Source organism: Spirochaetota bacterium (assembly GCA_026414805.1).
Lineage (GTDB): Bacteria > Spirochaetota > UBA4802 > UBA4802 > UB4802 > UBA4802.
In genome coordinates this window covers 25,403-43,830 of sequence record JAOAIH010000006.1, presented here as the reverse complement: position 1 = coordinate 43,830, position 18,428 = coordinate 25,403, and the positions used below count along the sequence as shown (strand labels likewise).

The window sequence follows — 18,428 nt, the reverse complement described above, 5'->3', positions numbered from 1 at the left end:
AAATAAATAAACACTCTAAAATTGTTGCACTTTTAATAATAATAAATAGTAATAATGTAGTTAAAAAGATTAATGGTTAATATTCACACAATAGTAGTACAAAAAGAATACTGTAGAAAATATTGGTGGAGGATGTCATGAAAAAAGTTTTATCTGTTTCTTTTATATATTTAGTATGTATTGTTGGCGTTTTATTATCAGCACAATGTATCTTTGCACTTGAAGTAAGCTTTGTGGTTGGGGAAGTAATTGTTGAACGGGATGGAAAGCAAATGATAGCAGTAGTAGGCATGAAAGCTCTCCAGGGTGATATTGTTATAACACGAAATGCAAGTATAGCAGAGTTGAAGTATACAGATAACAGTATTGTAAGAATTTTTGAAAATACAAAAGTCAAAATTGCTGCGGTACAGGATAATCAGGAAAACGTTTCTGTAATTAATGGTGTGATTAAAGCAAAGATTTCAAAATTACAAAAGGGTGAGTCTAAAAAAGTATATACCCCAACCACAGTGTGTGCAATAAGAGGAACAGAGTTTTTTGTTGCAGTAAGCGATAGCTCAAATTCCAGGATAAATATGGAAGAGGGTACACTTACTTTAATAAATCCTTATGGTGAAATCAATGTAAATAATGATGAACAGGCTACTGCTGAACTAGCAAAAAAACCTTTGATGGATGACAACCCAAAAAACCCTGAAGTGTGGAAAAATGCCGCTGACAAAGATTTTATGCTTGAGCCAGATAAATATGCTCAAAGTTATGAAGAATATCTTTCGATGTTGGAACAAAGAAGTTCAATGCAATCAGCTGAAATAGAAAAAATTAAGCAAGCATCCACTAGAAAAAAAGATCCAAAAAAATTAGAGAATGACATTAATGAATTGGAGAATAAAGTAGCCGCAATTGCAGATGACTATTATTTAGGTGATTGTGCAAATGCTGCTGTAGATCATGTGTTACAGAATTATAAAGAAAAGCGGCAGGAAATATTTGATAGTTTTAATAAAGTAAAGGCACAGGCAGATAAGGTTGTTAAACAACAAAAAGCTAATTATGAGGCAATAATGGCAATAAAAGAAGCCTATAGAAAGAGCTATGAAGAAATTAAAGGGAAACATAAGCAAAGCATCGAAAAAATTAAAGAAGAAGTTAATAAGAAAGCACAATAAATTGTGTTAGGATAGCAAAAAGTTTTTCCCTGATTGTACCCCTTGCTCAAAGCCTTCTAGAATTTTTTTTGGGTCGCGGGTTAATCTGTCTACGTTGAAATCATCAGGTGGATAAATAACACTGATATTTTTATATGTGTGTTCAAGTTCATCAAGAATTGCGTTATACATAATATACCGGTTTTCAAGTGCCTGAATGAGATATCGATATTTTGAATCTTTAAAATAATTTTCTATGATATAGCGGATCCAGAATGATTCCTCTTTTTTCCTATATCCTTTTTTCCTTGTTACAACAACAAGAATATCTTCTTCCTTAAATCCCATATGTAGCGCTTTCTTAAAGGGAATAGGATCAAGTAGACCTCCATCGCAGAGCTTTCGATTTTGATATTCTACAAAACCTCTGTATAATACAGGTATTGCTGCTGATGCTTTTAATGCGGTAACGATATCATCTTTTTTAGAATTTAAATAGACTGTTGCAGGAGGATTGTTGTCGCTATATTCAGTTGCAGTTATTAAGACGGGAATAGAGTGTTTTAGGTATTGAAAATTTAATGTTTCCTTGCCCTCGATGACTGTTGAAACCATCCAATCAAGGTTAAGTATATGTTTAGTTGGCCGTAAAATGTTTGAAATCTTAATGAAGTTATTGCTTAGCAGTACACCAAAAAAAGCATCGCGCGCTAAATAAATTTGAGAAGCAGAATACGCTACACCAGTTAAAGCACCAGCTGATGATCCAATGATGAGTTTAAAAGGGAAATAATCTCTGTCAGTGAATGCCTGAAGGACTCCTGTGAGGAAAACTCCACGCATACCTCCGCCTTCTAATATGAGCACTTTCTTTTTGGGATATGATTTTTTTTGAGATTGTTTGCTTACATATTTAATGATATGCGACAGTACTTTCATTGTGATTCCATTTTATTTAGCGTAGAGTAATTATTCTAAATATGTAACTATACTGCACAGCCTTTATGCAGTCAAACGTAAAAAATAGTGTTGATTAATTAAAATCGATAGAGTATACATTTAGTACAATGTAGATATAAATTTTTGTTGTGAAGTCTTTTATTTTTCCTGGAGGCCGTAATGGAAGCAATTATCATACAACATGGTGAAGCGGTTGATTCTTCGATTAACCCCCAGCGGCCATTGTCACAAAAAGGCAGAGAGCAGTTTTTACGATTTGCAGATTTTTTGCATATAATTAATTGGAGGCCTGATATTGTGTTGCATAGTGGTGTTTTGAGGGCTCATGAAAGTGCAGCAATACTTGCTGAAAAATTTAATTGTGAAATTGCAATCAACAAATCAATAAATCCTAACGATAATCCTGATAGTATTATTCAATATTTGCTACAGGAAAAGAGGAATACCATTGTGGTTACCCATAAACCATTTATTGATGTACTTGTGGCAAAAATTCTTTCAACTTCTCAAACAGGGATTTTAACTATAACTAATGCTTCTCCTGTGTTTGTAACTAGCGATGGCGAAATGCTGTATTGCACAGCATATATACCTGAAAAGATGATTGATGTAATTATTCGTTCTTTTTTAAGCCGGCAAGTATAAGGATAATGATACCAATAATTGACCATATAAAAGTACGCAATCGTCGCACTATACCTATTGTAAGGCCCATTGATGGATCATATCCTAAAAGTTTAAGGGCTAATGAATACGATCCTTCACTGGTTCCTAAGTTGGCTGGCATGAAGAACATTACGGATGTTAAGAAAAGACCAAATACATACAGAAAAAGTGCATGATATATATTAAATTGAATATTGAGGAAATATACTATCAGATATATCTCTAAAGTACATGATATTGTCACTGCAAAATAATGAAGTAATACTGATATGATAAACTTATATATGTGAGATTTGCTGCTGAAGATGTATTTAATTTCTTCATCCAATTCTTCAATTTTTTTTCGTCTGTCTTCTGTAATTATTTTAGTGCTCAATCGTGATGGTATTATTGAAATGATAAAATCTAATAGACCTTCACGCTGTTTTTGAATAATCAAAAAAATAATTAACAGAGTAAGTGAAAAAAATCCTAATGCAATAGCTGTGATGTAAAGAGGCAGTTTAAGAATAAATAAACTTAATATAATTCCTGTTAAAAACATTAGTGCATTTGCCAGTGAATGTGCAGTCCTGTCCAGCACAACAGAGGCCAATCCAATCTGAAAAGGGATATATTTTTTCATAAACATAGCTTTTAACGGTTCTCCAGCAATAGATCCAAAAGCGTTTATTGAAGAAGTTGAATCACCAGCAATACGAGCAAAAATAAGCAAAATAAATGTTTTCAAGGGAACAGGATGATTTATTACAACCTTCCAGCCTAGTGTAAGAAATATGTGGCTGAAAATAAATATACTGACAATAATCCAGAAGCCCCATCCAACAGATAGTATTTGTGAAATTGTTTTCTGAAAGCCAAAAGTTTTAAAAAGAAAAATAAGGATTAATATTCCTATTATTAAAAAAATGTAACGTGCCTTTTTCATGATGTATCCAAATTTAATTAGAATTGAATGGCTAGTACTGTAAAATCGTCCAGAAATTCTTTATCAATATCAAGGGTAACAAGATTATCTTGAAGTCGAGCTATCAAAAAATCGGGGCCTTTGTTTATTGATGTGAGTGCAATTTCAATAAGCTGTTTTTCGCCAGCATCCATGTTGCCGTTGCCCAACAAGTCAAGAACTCCATCGGTAAAAAGCACAACAAGATCTCCATCGTCAAAAAATAATGCTTTTTCTTCATATTTTGCATTATTGGTAATTCCTAACGCGACACCTTTTGCATTAAGGTGAATTGCCTCAAGCGTTTTAGCGCGTATCAACAGTTGATTATTATGTCCTGCACTTCCATAGGTTAAAAGTTTATTATGTGAGTCAATGAGCATATAAAATACAGTTACAAACATTCCATATTCTGAATCTTCATAAATGTATTTATTGGCATGAGTGAGCAACTGCCCGGGCTGGTTGTTGATACGGGATTCTGCCCTTAATACGTTGCGGGCGGTACCCATAAACAGTGCTGCTGGTATTCCTTTGCCGGATATATCGGCAATTAGTAAACCAAATTTTTCATTGTCAAATTGGAAGAGGTCATAAAAATCACCTCCTACCTCTTTTGCGGATTTATTAAAAGCTGCAAGACGGTGATTATTAATTGACTGTGGAATTTTTGGAAGAATTCTTTTTTGTATTTCTGATGCAATATCAATTTCTTGCGCAAGCCTGCGTTGTTCTTCTGTTTGTTGTAGGTACAATGAATTCTGATATGCTTCAACTATCTGATTAGCTATGGTAGTTGCTACTCTCAAATCATAAGCGTCAAAACTTGTTTTATCTAATTTGTCAGCAAGATTTAAAACGCCAATAATAGTATTTTTATAACGTAAAGGAATGGAAATAAAAGAAGGTGTGATGTATTCATGAATTTTTGCAAAAGAAGCAAGTGATGGATCGGCAATAATATTATTCACTAATAGTGGATCTCCACTGGANAAAACGTGATAGGCTATAGGTGCTTGATCTTTTGTCAATGGTGAACTTATAGATTCAGGAAGATTGTAAGATGAAGCAATAGAAAACTTATCGGTTGATGTATTGTACAATAATATGGATGCTCGCTTAACACCCACTGAGGAGGCAAGAGGCTGTATTATCTTTGAAAAAATATTTTCTGAATGGCTGGAATGTGCAATAGCCTGAGATATCTCATACATTATTTCAAGCTCTTTCAAGCGTGTTGACAGATCCTGATAGAGCTGTCGGTGCGTAATTGCGATAGCAGCTGAATCAGCTATATACATTAATACTTTGAGATCATCCGGAGTGAAAGAATCCCTGCCTATTGTGTTGACTGCTTCTATAACACCAACAAGTCTGTCAACCAGTACCATGGGGGCACAAATAATATTGCGCGTATGAAAATGTGCTTTATTGTCAATTTCCTTATAAAACCTGTCATCGTTTTGAGGATCATTGACTATACAAGGGGTCCCGGTGAGTGCTACATGTCCAGCAATGCCTTTGCCTTTAGGAACTATCTCCCCTTTTATAAGAGAGTCACTCCCTCCTCTTACAATGTAAAAATACAAATCTTCAGTGATTGGATCGGTAAGGAGGATTGAACAGCCTTCTGTTTGCAACATGTCTTTGGTTATATCAAGAATAACCATCAATAAATCTGAAAGCTTAAGGTTTGAATTTATTCTTTTATTAATAGCGCTGAATTTTTCAATATCGTTTTGTAACACGTACTTTCACCGTATATTTAACATACTAATTTTATACATCCCCATTTATGGAGCATACGTAGATTGTAATGCCAAAGATATTATGAAATTAATATTTACTATTAGAAAATAATTTTGTAAAATGTCTATCTTTTTTTATGGGATATGTAGTTAATTGATATATAAATAAATGAAACGATATGAAGTTTAGCAACAATAAAAAGGGCACAAGCTTAAAAAATCTTAAAGATAGTGACATAAAGTGGCTGTTATGAAAGTGATAATAGATTTTTCAGTTACACCAGATTTTAAGGAAGAAACGATTTCAATTGAACTGTCGCGAATTTGTGGCTGTACCATTACAGATTATTCTATACTGAAAAAATCACTTGATGCGCGTAAAAGAGTTTTATATCATTATCGCTGTTGTGTGGATATTCCCGGCCATATAGCAACAGAGCTTGTGTCAACTGGCAGGGCATTGCCCTACAGTGAAGAAGAACCTGTCATTATACCAACAGTGAAAACAGACAAACGAGTGCCAATAATTGGTTGTGGACCAGCGGGATTGTTCTGCGCTTTAACTCTTGCCACATCAGGAGTAGCAGCAGATATATATGAAAGAGGTCAAAGCCTGTCCCAAAGACACAGGGATGTTGCAATTTTAAATGAGCAGGGGATTCTTAATACCGAAAGCAATGTTGTGTTTGGTGAAGGTGGTGCGGGCACATATTCTGATGGGAAACTGACAACACGGATAGATAAAAAAGAGATAAAACTTTTTTATGACTTTCTTATTCAATTTGGTGCTCCTTCATCAATTATATATGAAGCAAAACCGCATATTGGCACAGACAAGCTTGTTGGGATAATCGAAAATATTAGGAATTATCTTTTACACAAAAACTGTACAATACAATTTAAGAAAAAACTAACAGATATTGCGGTGAATAATGGCGCTTTGGAAAGGTGCATCATAAATAATAATGAGGAGATAGTTACTGATATACTGGTCCTTGCTACAGGGCATTCTGCTCGTGATATATACCAGTTGCTGCAAAAAAAAGGCATTGCATTGCAAAAAAAAGGTTTTGCAGCAGGTGTACGAGTGGAGCATCCACGAGAACTTATTGATGAGATTCAATATGGCAAAGATAAAGACAGATATGGATTATATGGCGCTGAATACCGTCTCACGTATAAAGATAGTTCAGGTAGAGGGGTATATTCATTTTGTATGTGCCCTGGTGGGTATATTATTAATTCTTCATCCCAAAATGACAGGTTGTGTATAAATGGGATGAGTTATTCAAAACGAGATGGTGCTTACTCAAATGCAGCTTTGGTAGTAACACTTTCCGCAGATGACTTTAATGATGTTCTGGATGGCATTCATTTTCAAATTGCACTGGAAGAAAAAGCATATAGAGCAGGTGGTGGTGGATTTGTAGCTCCAGCACAGCGCATAACGTCATTTTTGAAAAATTCAGTTGATTCTTCATTGCCTGTATGTACGTATAAACCAAAAGTAATTCCGCATAATTTGAATGAAATTCTTCCCGATATAATAAGGGAACCGTTGAAAAGAGCTATCGCACATTTTGATTCAAAAATGAAAGGGTTTTTGACTCAGGAAGGCATTGTGGTGGGCGTTGAAACCAGAACATCTTCGCCGGTGCGAATTGTGCGCGATGAAAATTTTCAATCGATTAACTGCAAGGGGTTGTATCCTGTTGGCGAGGGTGCAGGATATGCAGGTGGAATTGTAAGTTCGGCAGTGGATGGCATACGTGCAGCACAAAAGATATTAACAACATTAGAGAGGATTTAATGCTATGATTCCCGTTAGGTTAAAATTGAAAAATCCACACAACATTGAAGAGCGTCACCATTTTCCAAGGCCAGATTATATACGAATTCCTACATATAGCCTTAATGGTACATGGGTAGTTGTGCCTGATAAAAAAAATAAGGGAAAATTATTGCAATGGTATTCAAAGACAAATGTTCAAAAAATTGTGCATCAATGGTATAACATCGATGAATTTGAATCATATCCAGTAATAGTTCCATTTCCCTTAGAAGCAGAAATAAATAAGGAATTTCATGCTCAAAGCCACATAAAACCTGAGGATGTAATATTTCATAAGCGATACTGGTATTTTTGTTCATTTTCCATTGATGATATTAAAAGCGGATTACTGCATTTTGGCGCATGTGATTATAGAGCTACAGTGTGGCTCAATGGCAAGCTTTTGGGTTCACATGAAGGCGGGTATACTCCATTTTCGTTTTTTACAAATTTTGAAGAAATTAACTATTTAGCAGTTCTGGTGGAAGATAGCCTTTCGCTATCACAGGTACGAGGGAAACAAACATTTTTAAAAAAACCATTTATGGTATGGTATACCAATATAACCGGTATATGGCAGGATGTGTGGGTTGAAAAAACCGGGACATCTTTTATTAGTTCAGTGATATCCTATAGATCAGGAAATAGCGTACGCTTTGTTATAAATGTGGTAAGCAGTGAAAATACAGTGAATGATTTCAGAATAGAACTATTACTATATGCATCTCAGGTGTATGGGAAAAAAAGTGCATTAAAAACGCCTATCAAGGTGTTCAAGGACATTGTAGTGTTTGATATTTTTAAAAAAGGTGAGGTTACGTTTGAGTTGCCTGATCAGCTATTTTCAGCTTGGAGCCCTCAGTATCCAGCACTTCATCCAATTCAGGTGATCCTGAAAAAAGGAACAAAAGAGGTTGATTGCATCTATAGCTATTTTGGCAGAAGGGATATTGAGATTAATAATGGTGCTATCATGTTGAATAAAAAAAATCTGTATCAAAGGCTTGTGCTGAATCAGGGGTATTATCCTATTGGGTTGTATCGTCCTGCCGATAACTCAATGTATAAGACTGATATTGAAAATATGAAATCGATGGGATTTAACGGATGCCGTATGCACCAAAAGATAGAGGATCCACGATTTTTATATTGGGCTGATGTGTTGGGATTTTTAGTATGGGAGGAAATGCCCAGTTACTATCTCCCGTTACAAAAAAATATGAAAAAGCTATATGCACAATGTAAGGAAGTTATGAAGCGCGATTGCATGCACCCTTCAATTATTACGCTTGTACTGTACAATGAAAGCTGGGGTCTTTATTCAATGTTTTTTTCAAGAAAAGTGCGGGAAAAACTCATAGATATGTATCAAACGGTAAAATCTGAATTTCCAGGATATCTGGTAATAGATAACAGTGGTTTTCATCATGTAAAAAGCGATATTGCTGATATCCATCACTATTTACAGCGATTTGATGATATTGAGGAATTCTATCGCAGGCTTGTAGCAGGAGTTCGTGAGGCGCCACTGTGGGCAAATTTTATTTCTATGATTATGGGTAAGGAAAATGTCCAAACACCGTATCTAAAAGGATATGGCGATACCAGAGCACCCCTTTTAATAAGTGAAATGGGTGGATTTGGGTTTGGCATGTACCAATCCCAGGCTAAAACTCTGGAAGAGAGTTTTCAAAAACATTGCGCAGTGTTAGCAAAATTTCCCCAGATTCAGGGATTTTGCTATACACAGTTTACCGATACTTTTCAGGAAACTAATGGCGTATTTTCTTTTGATCGCACCCCAAAAGCAAAACTTCTTCCCATAATGCAAAAAGCATTAGCCAAACATATATTTTGGTAACAAATAAAAGCCTATTAGTCGATAAAATGAGTAAGAAAATCTACTCGTTATACGATAATTGAAAATATGAAAAAAATACTATTGACAGTTTTTTTTATATTGCTCGCTACTGCAATATTCCCTGAAGGAAGCCAGTACCTGAAAGTAACTCTGGTAAGCCCAAAAACATCCTACGATGAAAATGATGATATAATCGTATACTGCGTAGTTCATAACACAGCAGGTGTGCCTGTTGAATTTAGGGTATATGATATTCCTTATACAACATTTCAGCCAGTTGTTTATTCAATGGATGGCAAAGAAGCCCCAATAAAAGTTGAATATAGATTAAAGAATATACCAACTGCACAGATACTTACTAATGAGCAGGGGCGCACAATAACGCTACAGCCCGATGAAAAATTTGTGTATACCGCATATTGTAATAATTTTTATTCGTTAAATAAAAACGAAAAATACAGGATAAAAGTATATTTTTACCCTGATGCAAAGGATGAATATGTAATAAAGTCAGCAAATGAAGTATGTATTAAAGTAGTACCAGTACCTGAATTTGCCATGCGTACTGGTATTGTAAAGCATGAACGTAAAGTAACTCCTTCAGAGGTGGTAATGCTGGCACTGATGGCGGAAAAGAACAAACAATGGGATAATGTGGTCAAATACATCAATATAGAAAAATATATATATGCATATTCTGAATTTGCAAAACGGTATTCCACAACAAATGATTACGAACGCTTGATTGTTCAGCAGGATTTTATTAATTTTATTACAAAGGAACGTCCTGATTATTTGATTGACTTTTCTATAATTGGTGAGCAGATAATACCCCAAACAAATGTTGCTTATGTTGATGTGAAGGTGAAACGATGGGGGCCGCGGTTCCCTGCAACAATGAAATACAGGTATACCTTAGAACCGTACAAGGATTTATGGGTGATAGTTAATTTAGATGCATCAATAGTTAAGGAATAATCTATGACAGAGATACTTTCACAGGATGAAATCGATGCCCTGTTAACTGCCATATCAACTGGGGAGGCCGATACAACAGACTACACTGCTGTAAAAGAGCAGCGGAAGGTCAAAATCTATGATTTCAGACGTCCAGATAAGTTCTCCAAAGACCAGATACGTACGCTGCAGATGATGCATGAAACATTTGCACGTTTAACCACCACAGCACTTTCAGCGCAATTACGGGCACTGGTCAGTGTACATGTGGCATCAGTTGATCAGCTGACATATGAAGAATTCATACGTTCAATTCCTAACCCAACTACACTTGCTGTTATTAATATGGACCCCTTGAAAGGTTCTGCTGTCCTGGAGATAGATCCTTCAATTACCTTCACTATAATTGATAAGCTTTTTGGCGGAACCGGAGAATCCACCAAGATAAGCCGTGAACTGACTGATATTGAGCTTTCGGTTATGGAAGGCATAATAGTACGAATACTTGGTAACCTTCGTGAAGCGTGGTCAAACGTAATAGATTTACGACCACGTCTTGGGAATATTGAAACAAACCCCCAGTTTGCTCAGATAGTGCCACCCAACGACATGGTGGTGCTTGTGACGCTTGAAACAAAGGTGGGTGAAGTTGAAGGAATGATGAATCTTTGTATCCCGTACATTACTATTGAGCCGGTTATTTCAAAGCTTTCTGCTCAGTACTGGTATTCAAGTATCCGTAAAGGGGCAACTGATGAGAATGCTGCAATTATCCAGAGCCGACTTGAATCTGTAGAATTGCCAATAGTTGTTGAAGTTGGTGAAGTTGAAATAACCATGGAGGAATTGCTTGCGGTACAGGTAGGAGATGTAATTAAGCTCCCCAATACAAAAATAAATTCGGATATGATAGTAAAAATTGGTGGGAGAAAAAAATACAAATGTCGGCCGGGCGTTATTGGGAATAGGATTGCAGTACAGATAGGCGAAAGGATAGAAGAAATCCCTGATGAATTGCTAGTCAGCAAGCGAAGCGAAGAAGAATAAAATTTATTGGTTCACAACTTTGTTTAGATATGGCAGCGGATCTACAAATTCTGTTCCAATTTTAATCTGATAAAAACATATATGGCGGGTTGCATTGCCAGTTTTGCCAACATAACCTATAACTTCACCTTTGGTTACTTTCTGCCCTTCTTCAACAGTAACGCGCTGACAATGGGAATATGCAGTTACAAATCCATACTTATGTTTTACAGAAACTGTTAATCCAAGTTGACTATCCCATCGTACTGATTCCACAACACCGGGTGCGGTAACTTTTATAGGGGCACCGGGAAATGACGCAATGTCAACGCCCTCATGAAATTCTTTTTGGAATGTATAGGGGGATGTTCGAACACCATAGCGGGCAATCACAAACCCATCAACTGGCCACATTGAAGGGGTATTTTCGATAACTTTACGCCGCTCCCGCATAAATTTTTTAATATCTTTGAGCACATCTTTTGCTGTTTCAAGATCCTGGACCATCTCCTCGATGTTGAGGATTTCAATGGGGGGTGAAGACTGTTCCTGTTCAACGTCTATATTTTCGGATACACCGCCTTTTGCCCAGAGCGTATCTGCCCTGTTGCCAGGTGTTAATGAATAAAGGTATGATAATTCCGGTTTTAAACGCTGAAATATATCGTATAACTTATTAATTTCCTCTTTATATTTTGCAATCTGAATTTTAGAATTAGAACCATACATCTTAAGACGTGATACCTCTTTAATAGTTGATGTATGATTAATGATAAAAATAGATGTTAATGTAAGGATAAGTATTAATGAGGCAATAATACCAGTAAGTGTAAAAAGAGTTACATGCAGGTTAACAATCTTTTTTTCTGAATGTGGGATTATCATTATGGTTAAACGCTCATTGCCTCTTTTTTTAATATATTCCCACTGAGTTGAAATCTTGTGCCGAATATGACCCCACTTTTGGGAAATCAGTTCTTGAATTTGTTTCTGGAGGTCGCTTATGTTTGATTCTTTAAATGGATTCAATCCCATAGATCATTAAAACCTGTGTATTATGTCCTTTTTTGTAATATAGTGGCGTAATTTTACAGCATATAAAAATGAAAAACAAACAACCTGTCTATTCTAATATTCGACTAATTATTGTCAAGTTTATTCTTTTTTTTGTAATTTGCTATCGCACTTTATTTATATATAGCACTATATATAATAGAACATTACTCCTCCATTAAGAAACACGTTTATGCAAATGAATTTAATTAGAATAACAAAGCAAAAGAGAGAAAAAAATTTTAAAAAAAATTCTAAAGCAAAAATTTTATAATCCGAAATGGAGATTAAGGGTAAATATGCATAAAAAATCAAAAAATAGATAAAAATATATGATACTATTGCATATTTTATAATAATTACCTATAATCAAAAATAAATAACTTTATTTAACTTTAATAATATAAATAATAGTACCGAACATCACAATAAGCTGTAAGGTTCTTTGAAAACTGTACAATGAGTAGCTACAACGCCATGTTCTTCATGGTATAATGTATTTAATACCACTATAAATGAGGAACAAGGGGTTGTAGTGAAATACAAAAGGGTATTCCCTTTTTGAAGATCACCAACCCGGTTTAAAGCCCTGATAGGGAGATCAGGGACAACTTAACACAAAGGAGTGTGTGTATGATTATTAACCACAATTTAACAGCCATCAACTCTAACAAAGTGCTTAAATTCAAGCACTGGGATGTTGACAAGTCAATGGAGAGGCTATCCTCTGGCATGCGAATAAACCGAGCAGGGGATGATGCTTCCGGTTTAGCTGTTTCAGAAAAAATGAGGACTCAGATTCAAGGGTTGCGGCAGGCTGAACGAAATACTGAAGATGGTATGTCATTTGTGCAGACTGCTGAAGGGTATTTGAATCAGACTGCATCAATACTGCAACGAATCAGGGTTCTTGCAGTACAGTCTTCAAATGGTATTTATACTCTTGAGGACAGACAGCTCATACAGGTAGACAGTGTCTGCTCTGGTAGATGAAATTGATCGAATTGCATCTCAGGCAGAATTCAACAAATTTAAGCTCTTGCTTGGTGATTTCTCGAGAACCAATCCAAAAGCAAGTATGTGGTTCCATATGGGTGCAAATATGCATCAGAGAGAGCGAGTATATATTGGAACCATGACTTCATTGGGCTTGAATCTGCGGGAAAAAACCGGAAAGTTTTTGGCAAATCTTTCAACTGCAGAAGGTGCCAACAGAACTATTGGTATAATAGACGAAGCTTTGCAGAAAATAGCCAAACAGCGTGCTGACCTTGGTGCATACTACAACAGGTTGGAGCATGCTGCAAAAGGCTTAATGAATGCCTATGAAAACATTCAGGCATCTGAAAGCCGTATACGAGATGCTGATATGGCTGAAACAATGGTAGACTTAACCAAGGATCAGATCCTTGTGCAGAGTGGTACTGCGATGCTGGCTCAGGCAAATTTACGTCCACGGACAATCTTACAGCTTTTAGGAACTTAATATAAACACGCGCAATGTAGCAGGGAATACCCGCCCAATTACATATACCCGCCCCATGTGGCGGGTATTTTTATTTGTGCGATAGCTCTTCTAAAATGCGCAGTATTTCTGGTAGCAGCTGTTTTTTGCGAGAAAGTATACCTGGCAGGCTGTACATGTTTGGTGCAATTTCAGAATAACTAAGATTTTGTTGGCCTTTGAAATCAGTGGAGAAGAGTATACTATTCTGTGTGGTAATATCAGTTACCAGTAATAATGCCCAATGTACATTTTTGCTTTTGGCAAATTCTGACAATGCAGAAAGAAGTGCGTCCTTAACGCTTTCAACATCATCAAGTGTAATAACTTCAACCTGCGAGATGGCAACTGAGATGCCATATTCCTGATAGATTTTGCAATCATTGCTTACTACATACATTGGGTCCATGGTTTTAAGACTTTCAGTTGATGAAAGCAGTTTCTTCCCGTATTCCTGATACTGTATACCTGCAATTGCCGATAATTCTTCCAGTGCTTTTCTATCAATCTCGGTGCTTGTAGGAGATAACAGCATTGCAGTATCTGATAATATCCCGCTGCACAGAAGAAGTGCAATTGAGGGGTGGGGTTGAACCCCATTGTGTTTATACAACTCATAGATAAGCGTGCAGGTACTGCCTACTGGTTTGGAATAAACAAATATGGGCATTGTTGTTTTAATTGCACCTAACCGGTGATGGTCAATAATTTCTATGATATGAGCCGTTTGGGCACCTTCAACTGCCTGCGATAGTTCATTGTGGTCAACAAGTATCATTTTCTTGGCATAGTGCTTAATAAGATCTGAACGGGTGATTATACCAGTGAGCTTACCATTGTCACATACTGGCAGTCCACGGTATTCGCTCTTTAGTAATTGTTCCCGTGCTTGCTGAACCGTATTTTGCGGCGAAATACTATCCGCTTGCCTCATGATATAGTGACATGGCATACTCAGAGTAAGCAGGCGCAATGTATTGAATGTATCTAACTTTGATAGGTACACCCAGCCCAAATAGGTACTTGTGTTATAATTAAAATCCTGGGTGCCTGTTACAATAATTGCAGCAAAATTATGCTGGATTGCAAATTCAATTATTTTTTTGCGGTTGCCAACAATAAGTACTGTTTTTTCAGGAGTAACGTTTTTTAAAACATTGAGCGATTGTGCTGAATCCATTGCACCAATGACGATATGGCCTTCAAACTCCTCTGGTTGACCTCTTTTAATAAAGTGACCTGGAATGGTTGTAATGAAATTATCAGGCTTAAAGTAATACACGGGATGTGCAGTGGATGTAGTAGAAAAATAAAATTCTGCAAGCTCAGCAAAACTTACGATCCCTTTATAGTAACTATCGCCATCAACTATAGGAATTATGCGTATTCTGTCTTTTTCAATGTGCTGTATTATTGAAAATAATGGGTCTTCAGGATAAGCTGTAATAACATTGCGAGTCATTATATCGCCTACTTTGGGATACACGTCTTTCAAAATCTCTGGCGGCTTTAGGCCAGCTTCTTCAAAGACAAAGCGTGTTTGCCTATTAACGTTGCCACATCGGTAGGGAATATACCTGTTATGTGGGTCAATGATGTTTTTAAGGTGTGCATAACAATATGCTGCACAAATTGAATCGGTATCAGGATTTTTATGGCCAATGACAATAATTTCTTCCATGGTTAATCAATGCTCTCGTTCCAGAATCAGTAAGGCTTTAGGGTATATAAGTGCAGTAATAGCGTAAATTTCCCAGGCAAATGTTGCAAAACCAATATACCCCAAAATTGGCATTTCAAATAATTTTATGTGCGGAAGTATGGGTACAGTATATATCCATTTAGTAGCTGCTCGCCAGTTCCAGAATTCCCATAAGTAACCACACAGAAGTCCTGAAACTAAAACTGCTACAAGCTTTGTGTATTTCCCCAGTACCAGATCAGCATATAGGGATGGTCGGTTTAAGAGATAGTTAACAGGTTCAAGAATGAAGATGAATCCTAACCAGATAAACCCTGCAGTAAATTCGCTGAAGTAAGTGTTGGCTGCCCACTTAAGCCAAATGAAAAGATCAGGATCTGCAGCCCTGCCTGTATAATACATTGAGAATGGCAGTATGGGGATGAAAAGAAACAATAAGCCAATGATGAAGGATGCAACAAGAAACGCAGAAGTAAGATGCAACTGTTTATACAGAATTCTTGGCACAATTGTAAGTACAATGCCATATACTAAAAGAACACCAGGAAAGATTGTTGCAAATGACCAGACATACCCAAAGTAACGTACACTAAGAGATTGTACTAATCCCTGATAGTGCCAGTTTGAAAAATATATGTTAAACCATTCAAACATCCACCACGCCACTACTGAGATAATTGCTAATTTAGCTAAGGCTTTGTTCTGGATTAATGAACGGTTAGTTTTGGCAAGTATACCATCTAATAGAAGGATCAATCCTGTCCACAAAGTTGGAGTAGCCCAAATGGTTATAGAGCTAAAATCAAGTATTAAGCAGATTTGCATGAAAAGAATCAAAACAACGCCCGTATAGAAATAAAATGGATATGTTTTCATTTCTCCCTCCCTAATGTATGGGTATTACCCGTGCCAGAACTCTTCTAGTATTGATACTACAGCAGCAGATTTATTTAATGGATAAAAATGAAAACCTGGCACACCAAATGATTGGAGCTGTCTACACTGATTAATTGTAAATTCTATCCCTACTTTACATATATCATCAGGCAAAGTGCATCTTTGAAGTTCCTTAAGCAATTGTGCAGGAATATCAGGGTTACACATGGCAGTTACTTTTTGAAGTTGTGCCATATTGGTTAGTGGCATGATACCAGGGATAATAGGAACGGTAATGCCAGCTTTTGCAGTTTTATCCATGAAGGTATAGAATTTATCATTGTTAAAGAAAAGTTGAGTGATAATAAAGCTGGCCCCTGCATCAACTTTTCTTTTCAGATTAGTAATATCGGTATCTAAATCAGGTGCTTCTATGTGTCCTTCAGGGTAACCCGCAACACCAATGGTGAAATTGTCCATACTACGAATGAATTCCACAAGCTCATTTGCGTACCGGAACCCTTCAGGGTGGGGCTTAAACTGATTTTGCCCTGCCGGTGGATCACCACGCAATGCTAATATATTGTGAAATCCCAGTGATTTTACATGATTAAGATATTGTGCAATATCCTGCTTGCTTTGTCCAACACAGGTAAAATGAATTAACGGCTCAATAGCAAATGTGGTTTTAATGCTAAGAGCTATCTCCAATGTTTTTTCCCGTGTTGAACCACCTGCACCGTAAGTAACCGAGATGAAATCAGGTTTAAAGCGTACCATGACCGATAGCTCATGGAATAAATTTTCCTCCCCAATCTTAGTTTTTGGTGGGAAGACCTCAAACGATAACATTGTTTTTTTTTGCTGTAAACGATTCATTAAATTCATTTTGCTCACTCTCATAACAGGGGTATTAATTATGAAGTAGCATAATATGCGCTACCAACACCAAAGAAATAGCATTTTTCCATGATACAGCATTATACATAACCTTTTGGTTATATTCAAAAGTTGGGTGTAATATGATTGCTATTATATTATAATGATTTTAATACAACTGTCTGAAATATTCTTAAACATATGAATAAAAATCAATAATAATTGTATATAAATAATGTATAAAAAAATAAATAAATATTAATTTCTTGACATACTTACTATACTATTGCATACTATCGAAGTAATTAGTTGGCATTTCGTGGTGTTATTCAATTTGTGATGACACAAAATGTTTAGTAAGTTCACTATGGTATCAAATTAATACTAAATTTCTTTACTTTTTTATCCGATTATGTATATGATATCATAGTGGTATGATAGTGTTAATAGTTGAATATCGTTTATTGTTCCATAATCTTTTTTATAAAGGAGTCGACAATGAGAAGGGAGGTCAAAGCTTTTATATTGTCGCTTGCCATCGGTAGTCTGGTATTAGTTGTCGGTGGAGGCAATATAATGGTGCAGGCGCAGGAAGCGCAGCAACCAAAAAAACAACAAACAGGGTTAGTTGAAGATTGGATGGATGACTTTGAAGCATGCGAGGACTGGCGTGCAGTTGCAACATGCCCTATTGGTGAAACAAAAATTAGGAAGATACCTGGCAAACCACGTCCAATAGATGATAGTGGAAATGAAATCAACTATCCTGATACTATTACTGACGATAATGGGATTACTCACGAGAATAAATATGTGTTAGGTGTAAAAACATATTATTTAGACCGTGGATATGATAGGGTTGAAGTATTCCCACCTAATGAATATATTATCCGAGGAAAAGCAAAAGAAGTAAAAGTATGGGCTTTAGGGAGGAAGTTCAGGCATACCCTGTATATAAAACTCAGAGATTACAAAGGGACTATTCATAAAATAAAAATAGGAAGGCTGGATTTCTGGGGGTGGAGAGAGATGTCAGTTGTTGTTCCTGGATGGCTACCCCAAAGTCCGGGATATGCATTGTTGGATAAAAATTTACACTTTGTGTCCTTTTTTGTTGAGAGTGATATCTATGAGGTTCCAGGGACATTTTATTTCTACCTTGATAATTTCAGAGTAATTACAGATCTGTCCGAATTCACTGGTGATACAAGCATCAGAGATAATTGGTAAAATTGAGTATGATGACCAAATATGAGACCTCGGAGGCA

General features: G+C 36.2%; 14 protein-coding genes and 1 pseudogene. 8 read left to right on the top strand and 7 right to left on the bottom strand.

The features are described from left to right. Positions 1-137: 137 nt before the first annotated feature. Positions 138-1,172: a FecR family protein gene (locus N3F66_02475; protein ID MCX8123011.1), complete on the top strand. Its 1,035-nt coding sequence runs from the start codon at positions 138-140 to the stop codon at positions 1,170-1,172. 6 nt (positions 1,173-1,178) lie between these two features. Here N3F66_02475 and N3F66_02470 read toward each other — a convergent pair whose 3' ends face one another. Then, the gene (locus N3F66_02470; protein MCX8123010.1) at positions 1,179-2,090 is read right to left on the bottom strand and encodes a patatin family protein; all 912 of its coding nucleotides are present in this window, start codon (positions 2,088-2,090) and stop codon (positions 1,179-1,181) included. A 180-nt stretch (positions 2,091-2,270) separates the two neighbouring features. On the opposite strand from N3F66_02470, the gene N3F66_02465 reads away from it, so the two are divergent. Further along, entirely contained in the window at positions 2,271-2,756 is a 486-nt protein-coding gene (locus tag N3F66_02465; protein MCX8123009.1) for a histidine phosphatase family protein, read from the top strand. Here the strand turns inward: N3F66_02465 and N3F66_02460 are convergent. Together N3F66_02460 and N3F66_02455 are read right to left on the bottom strand one after the other, a co-directional pair. Continuing rightward, positions 2,725-3,705, bottom strand: coding sequence for a flippase-like domain-containing protein (locus N3F66_02460; protein MCX8123008.1), 981 nt, complete (start codon positions 3,703-3,705; stop codon positions 2,725-2,727). The two genes, N3F66_02465 and N3F66_02460, sit on opposite strands and share 32 nt — an antisense overlap. Positions 3,706-3,722: 17 nt before the next feature. Next, complete coding sequence (locus tag N3F66_02455; GenBank protein ID MCX8123007.1) at positions 3,723-5,471, bottom strand: SpoIIE family protein phosphatase; 1,749 nt, start codon at positions 5,469-5,471, stop codon at positions 3,723-3,725. A 250-nt stretch (positions 5,472-5,721) separates the two neighbouring features. On the opposite strand from N3F66_02455, the gene N3F66_02450 reads away from it, so the two are divergent. From N3F66_02450 to fliM, 4 genes are all read left to right on the top strand, one after another. Next, on the top strand, positions 5,722-7,281 hold the full coding sequence (locus tag N3F66_02450) for a hypothetical protein (GenBank protein MCX8123006.1): 1,560 nt from the start codon (positions 5,722-5,724) through the stop codon (positions 7,279-7,281). Positions 7,282-7,285: 4 nt separating this feature from the next. Continuing rightward, complete coding sequence (locus tag N3F66_02445; GenBank protein MCX8123005.1) at positions 7,286-9,163, top strand: hypothetical protein; 1,878 nt, start codon at positions 7,286-7,288, stop codon at positions 9,161-9,163. Between the two features lie 66 nt (positions 9,164-9,229). Beyond that, positions 9,230-10,141 (top strand): hypothetical protein, encoded by a 912-nt coding sequence (locus N3F66_02440; protein ID MCX8123004.1) that lies wholly within the window; start codon positions 9,230-9,232, stop codon positions 10,139-10,141. A 3-nt stretch (positions 10,142-10,144) separates the two neighbouring features. Continuing rightward, positions 10,145-11,167 (top strand): flagellar motor switch protein FliM, encoded by a 1,023-nt coding sequence (gene fliM, locus N3F66_02435; protein MCX8123003.1) that lies wholly within the window; start codon positions 10,145-10,147, stop codon positions 11,165-11,167. 3 nt (positions 11,168-11,170) lie between these two features. Here fliM and N3F66_02430 read toward each other — a convergent pair whose 3' ends face one another. Further along, positions 11,171-12,181 carry a M23 family metallopeptidase gene (locus tag N3F66_02430; GenBank protein ID MCX8123002.1) on the bottom strand — a complete coding sequence of 337 codons (1,011 nt, stop codon included), beginning with the start codon at positions 12,179-12,181 and terminating at the stop codon, positions 11,171-11,173. A 651-nt stretch (positions 12,182-12,832) separates the two neighbouring features. Here N3F66_02430 and N3F66_02425 point away from each other — a divergent pair. Next, positions 12,833-13,685 (top strand): annotated as a pseudogene (locus tag N3F66_02425) (flagellin). Between the two features lie 70 nt (positions 13,686-13,755). Here N3F66_02425 and N3F66_02420 read toward each other — a convergent pair. The 3 genes from N3F66_02420 to metF are packed head-to-tail and all read right to left on the bottom strand — an operon-like array spanning position 13,756 to position 17,169. Then, positions 13,756-15,384, bottom strand: a complete 1,629-nt coding sequence (locus tag N3F66_02420; protein ID MCX8123001.1) for a putative manganese-dependent inorganic diphosphatase — start codon at positions 15,382-15,384, stop codon at positions 13,756-13,758. Positions 15,385-15,390: 6 nt separating this feature from the next. After that, positions 15,391-16,281, bottom strand: coding sequence for a hypothetical protein (locus N3F66_02415; protein MCX8123000.1), 891 nt, complete (start codon positions 16,279-16,281; stop codon positions 15,391-15,393). 24 nt (positions 16,282-16,305) lie between these two features. Beyond that, complete coding sequence (gene metF, locus N3F66_02410) at positions 16,306-17,169, bottom strand: methylenetetrahydrofolate reductase [NAD(P)H] (protein MCX8122999.1); 864 nt, start codon at positions 17,167-17,169, stop codon at positions 16,306-16,308. A 489-nt stretch (positions 17,170-17,658) separates the two neighbouring features. Here metF and N3F66_02405 point away from each other — a divergent pair, with 489 nt between their 5' ends. Continuing rightward, positions 17,659-18,390 (top strand): flagellar filament outer layer protein FlaA, encoded by a 732-nt coding sequence (locus tag N3F66_02405; GenBank protein ID MCX8122998.1) that lies wholly within the window; start codon positions 17,659-17,661, stop codon positions 18,388-18,390. Positions 18,391-18,428 lie beyond the last annotated feature (38 nt).

What these genes read in the sequence shown, in the direction of transcription:
- N3F66_02475 (MCX8123011.1), top strand. Translation starts at nt 138, where the DNA reads ATGAAAAAAGTTTTATCTGTTTCTTTTATATATTTAGTATGTATTGTT.
- N3F66_02470 (MCX8123010.1), bottom strand. Translation starts at nt 2,090, where the DNA reads ATGAAAGTACTGTCGCATATCATTAAATATGTAAGCAAACAATCTCAA.
- N3F66_02465 (MCX8123009.1), top strand. Translation starts at nt 2,271, where the DNA reads ATGGAAGCAATTATCATACAACATGGTGAAGCGGTTGATTCTTCGATT.
- N3F66_02460 (MCX8123008.1), bottom strand. Translation starts at nt 3,705, where the DNA reads ATGAAAAAGGCACGTTACATTTTTTTAATAATAGGAATATTAATCCTT.
- N3F66_02450 (MCX8123006.1), top strand. Translation starts at nt 5,722, where the DNA reads ATGAAAGTGATAATAGATTTTTCAGTTACACCAGATTTTAAGGAAGAA.
- N3F66_02445 (MCX8123005.1), top strand. Translation starts at nt 7,286, where the DNA reads ATGATTCCCGTTAGGTTAAAATTGAAAAATCCACACAACATTGAAGAG.
- N3F66_02440 (MCX8123004.1), top strand. Translation starts at nt 9,230, where the DNA reads ATGAAAAAAATACTATTGACAGTTTTTTTTATATTGCTCGCTACTGCA.
- fliM (MCX8123003.1), top strand. Translation starts at nt 10,145, where the DNA reads ATGACAGAGATACTTTCACAGGATGAAATCGATGCCCTGTTAACTGCC.
- N3F66_02430 (MCX8123002.1), bottom strand. Translation starts at nt 12,181, where the DNA reads ATGGGATTGAATCCATTTAAAGAATCAAACATAAGCGACCTCCAGAAA.
- N3F66_02420 (MCX8123001.1), bottom strand. Translation starts at nt 15,384, where the DNA reads ATGGAAGAAATTATTGTCATTGGCCATAAAAATCCTGATACCGATTCA.
- N3F66_02415 (MCX8123000.1), bottom strand. Translation starts at nt 16,281, where the DNA reads ATGAAAACATATCCATTTTATTTCTATACGGGCGTTGTTTTGATTCTT.
- metF (MCX8122999.1), bottom strand. Translation starts at nt 17,169, where the DNA reads ATGAATTTAATGAATCGTTTACAGCAAAAAAAAACAATGTTATCGTTT.
- N3F66_02405 (MCX8122998.1), top strand. Translation starts at nt 17,659, where the DNA reads ATGAGAAGGGAGGTCAAAGCTTTTATATTGTCGCTTGCCATCGGTAGT.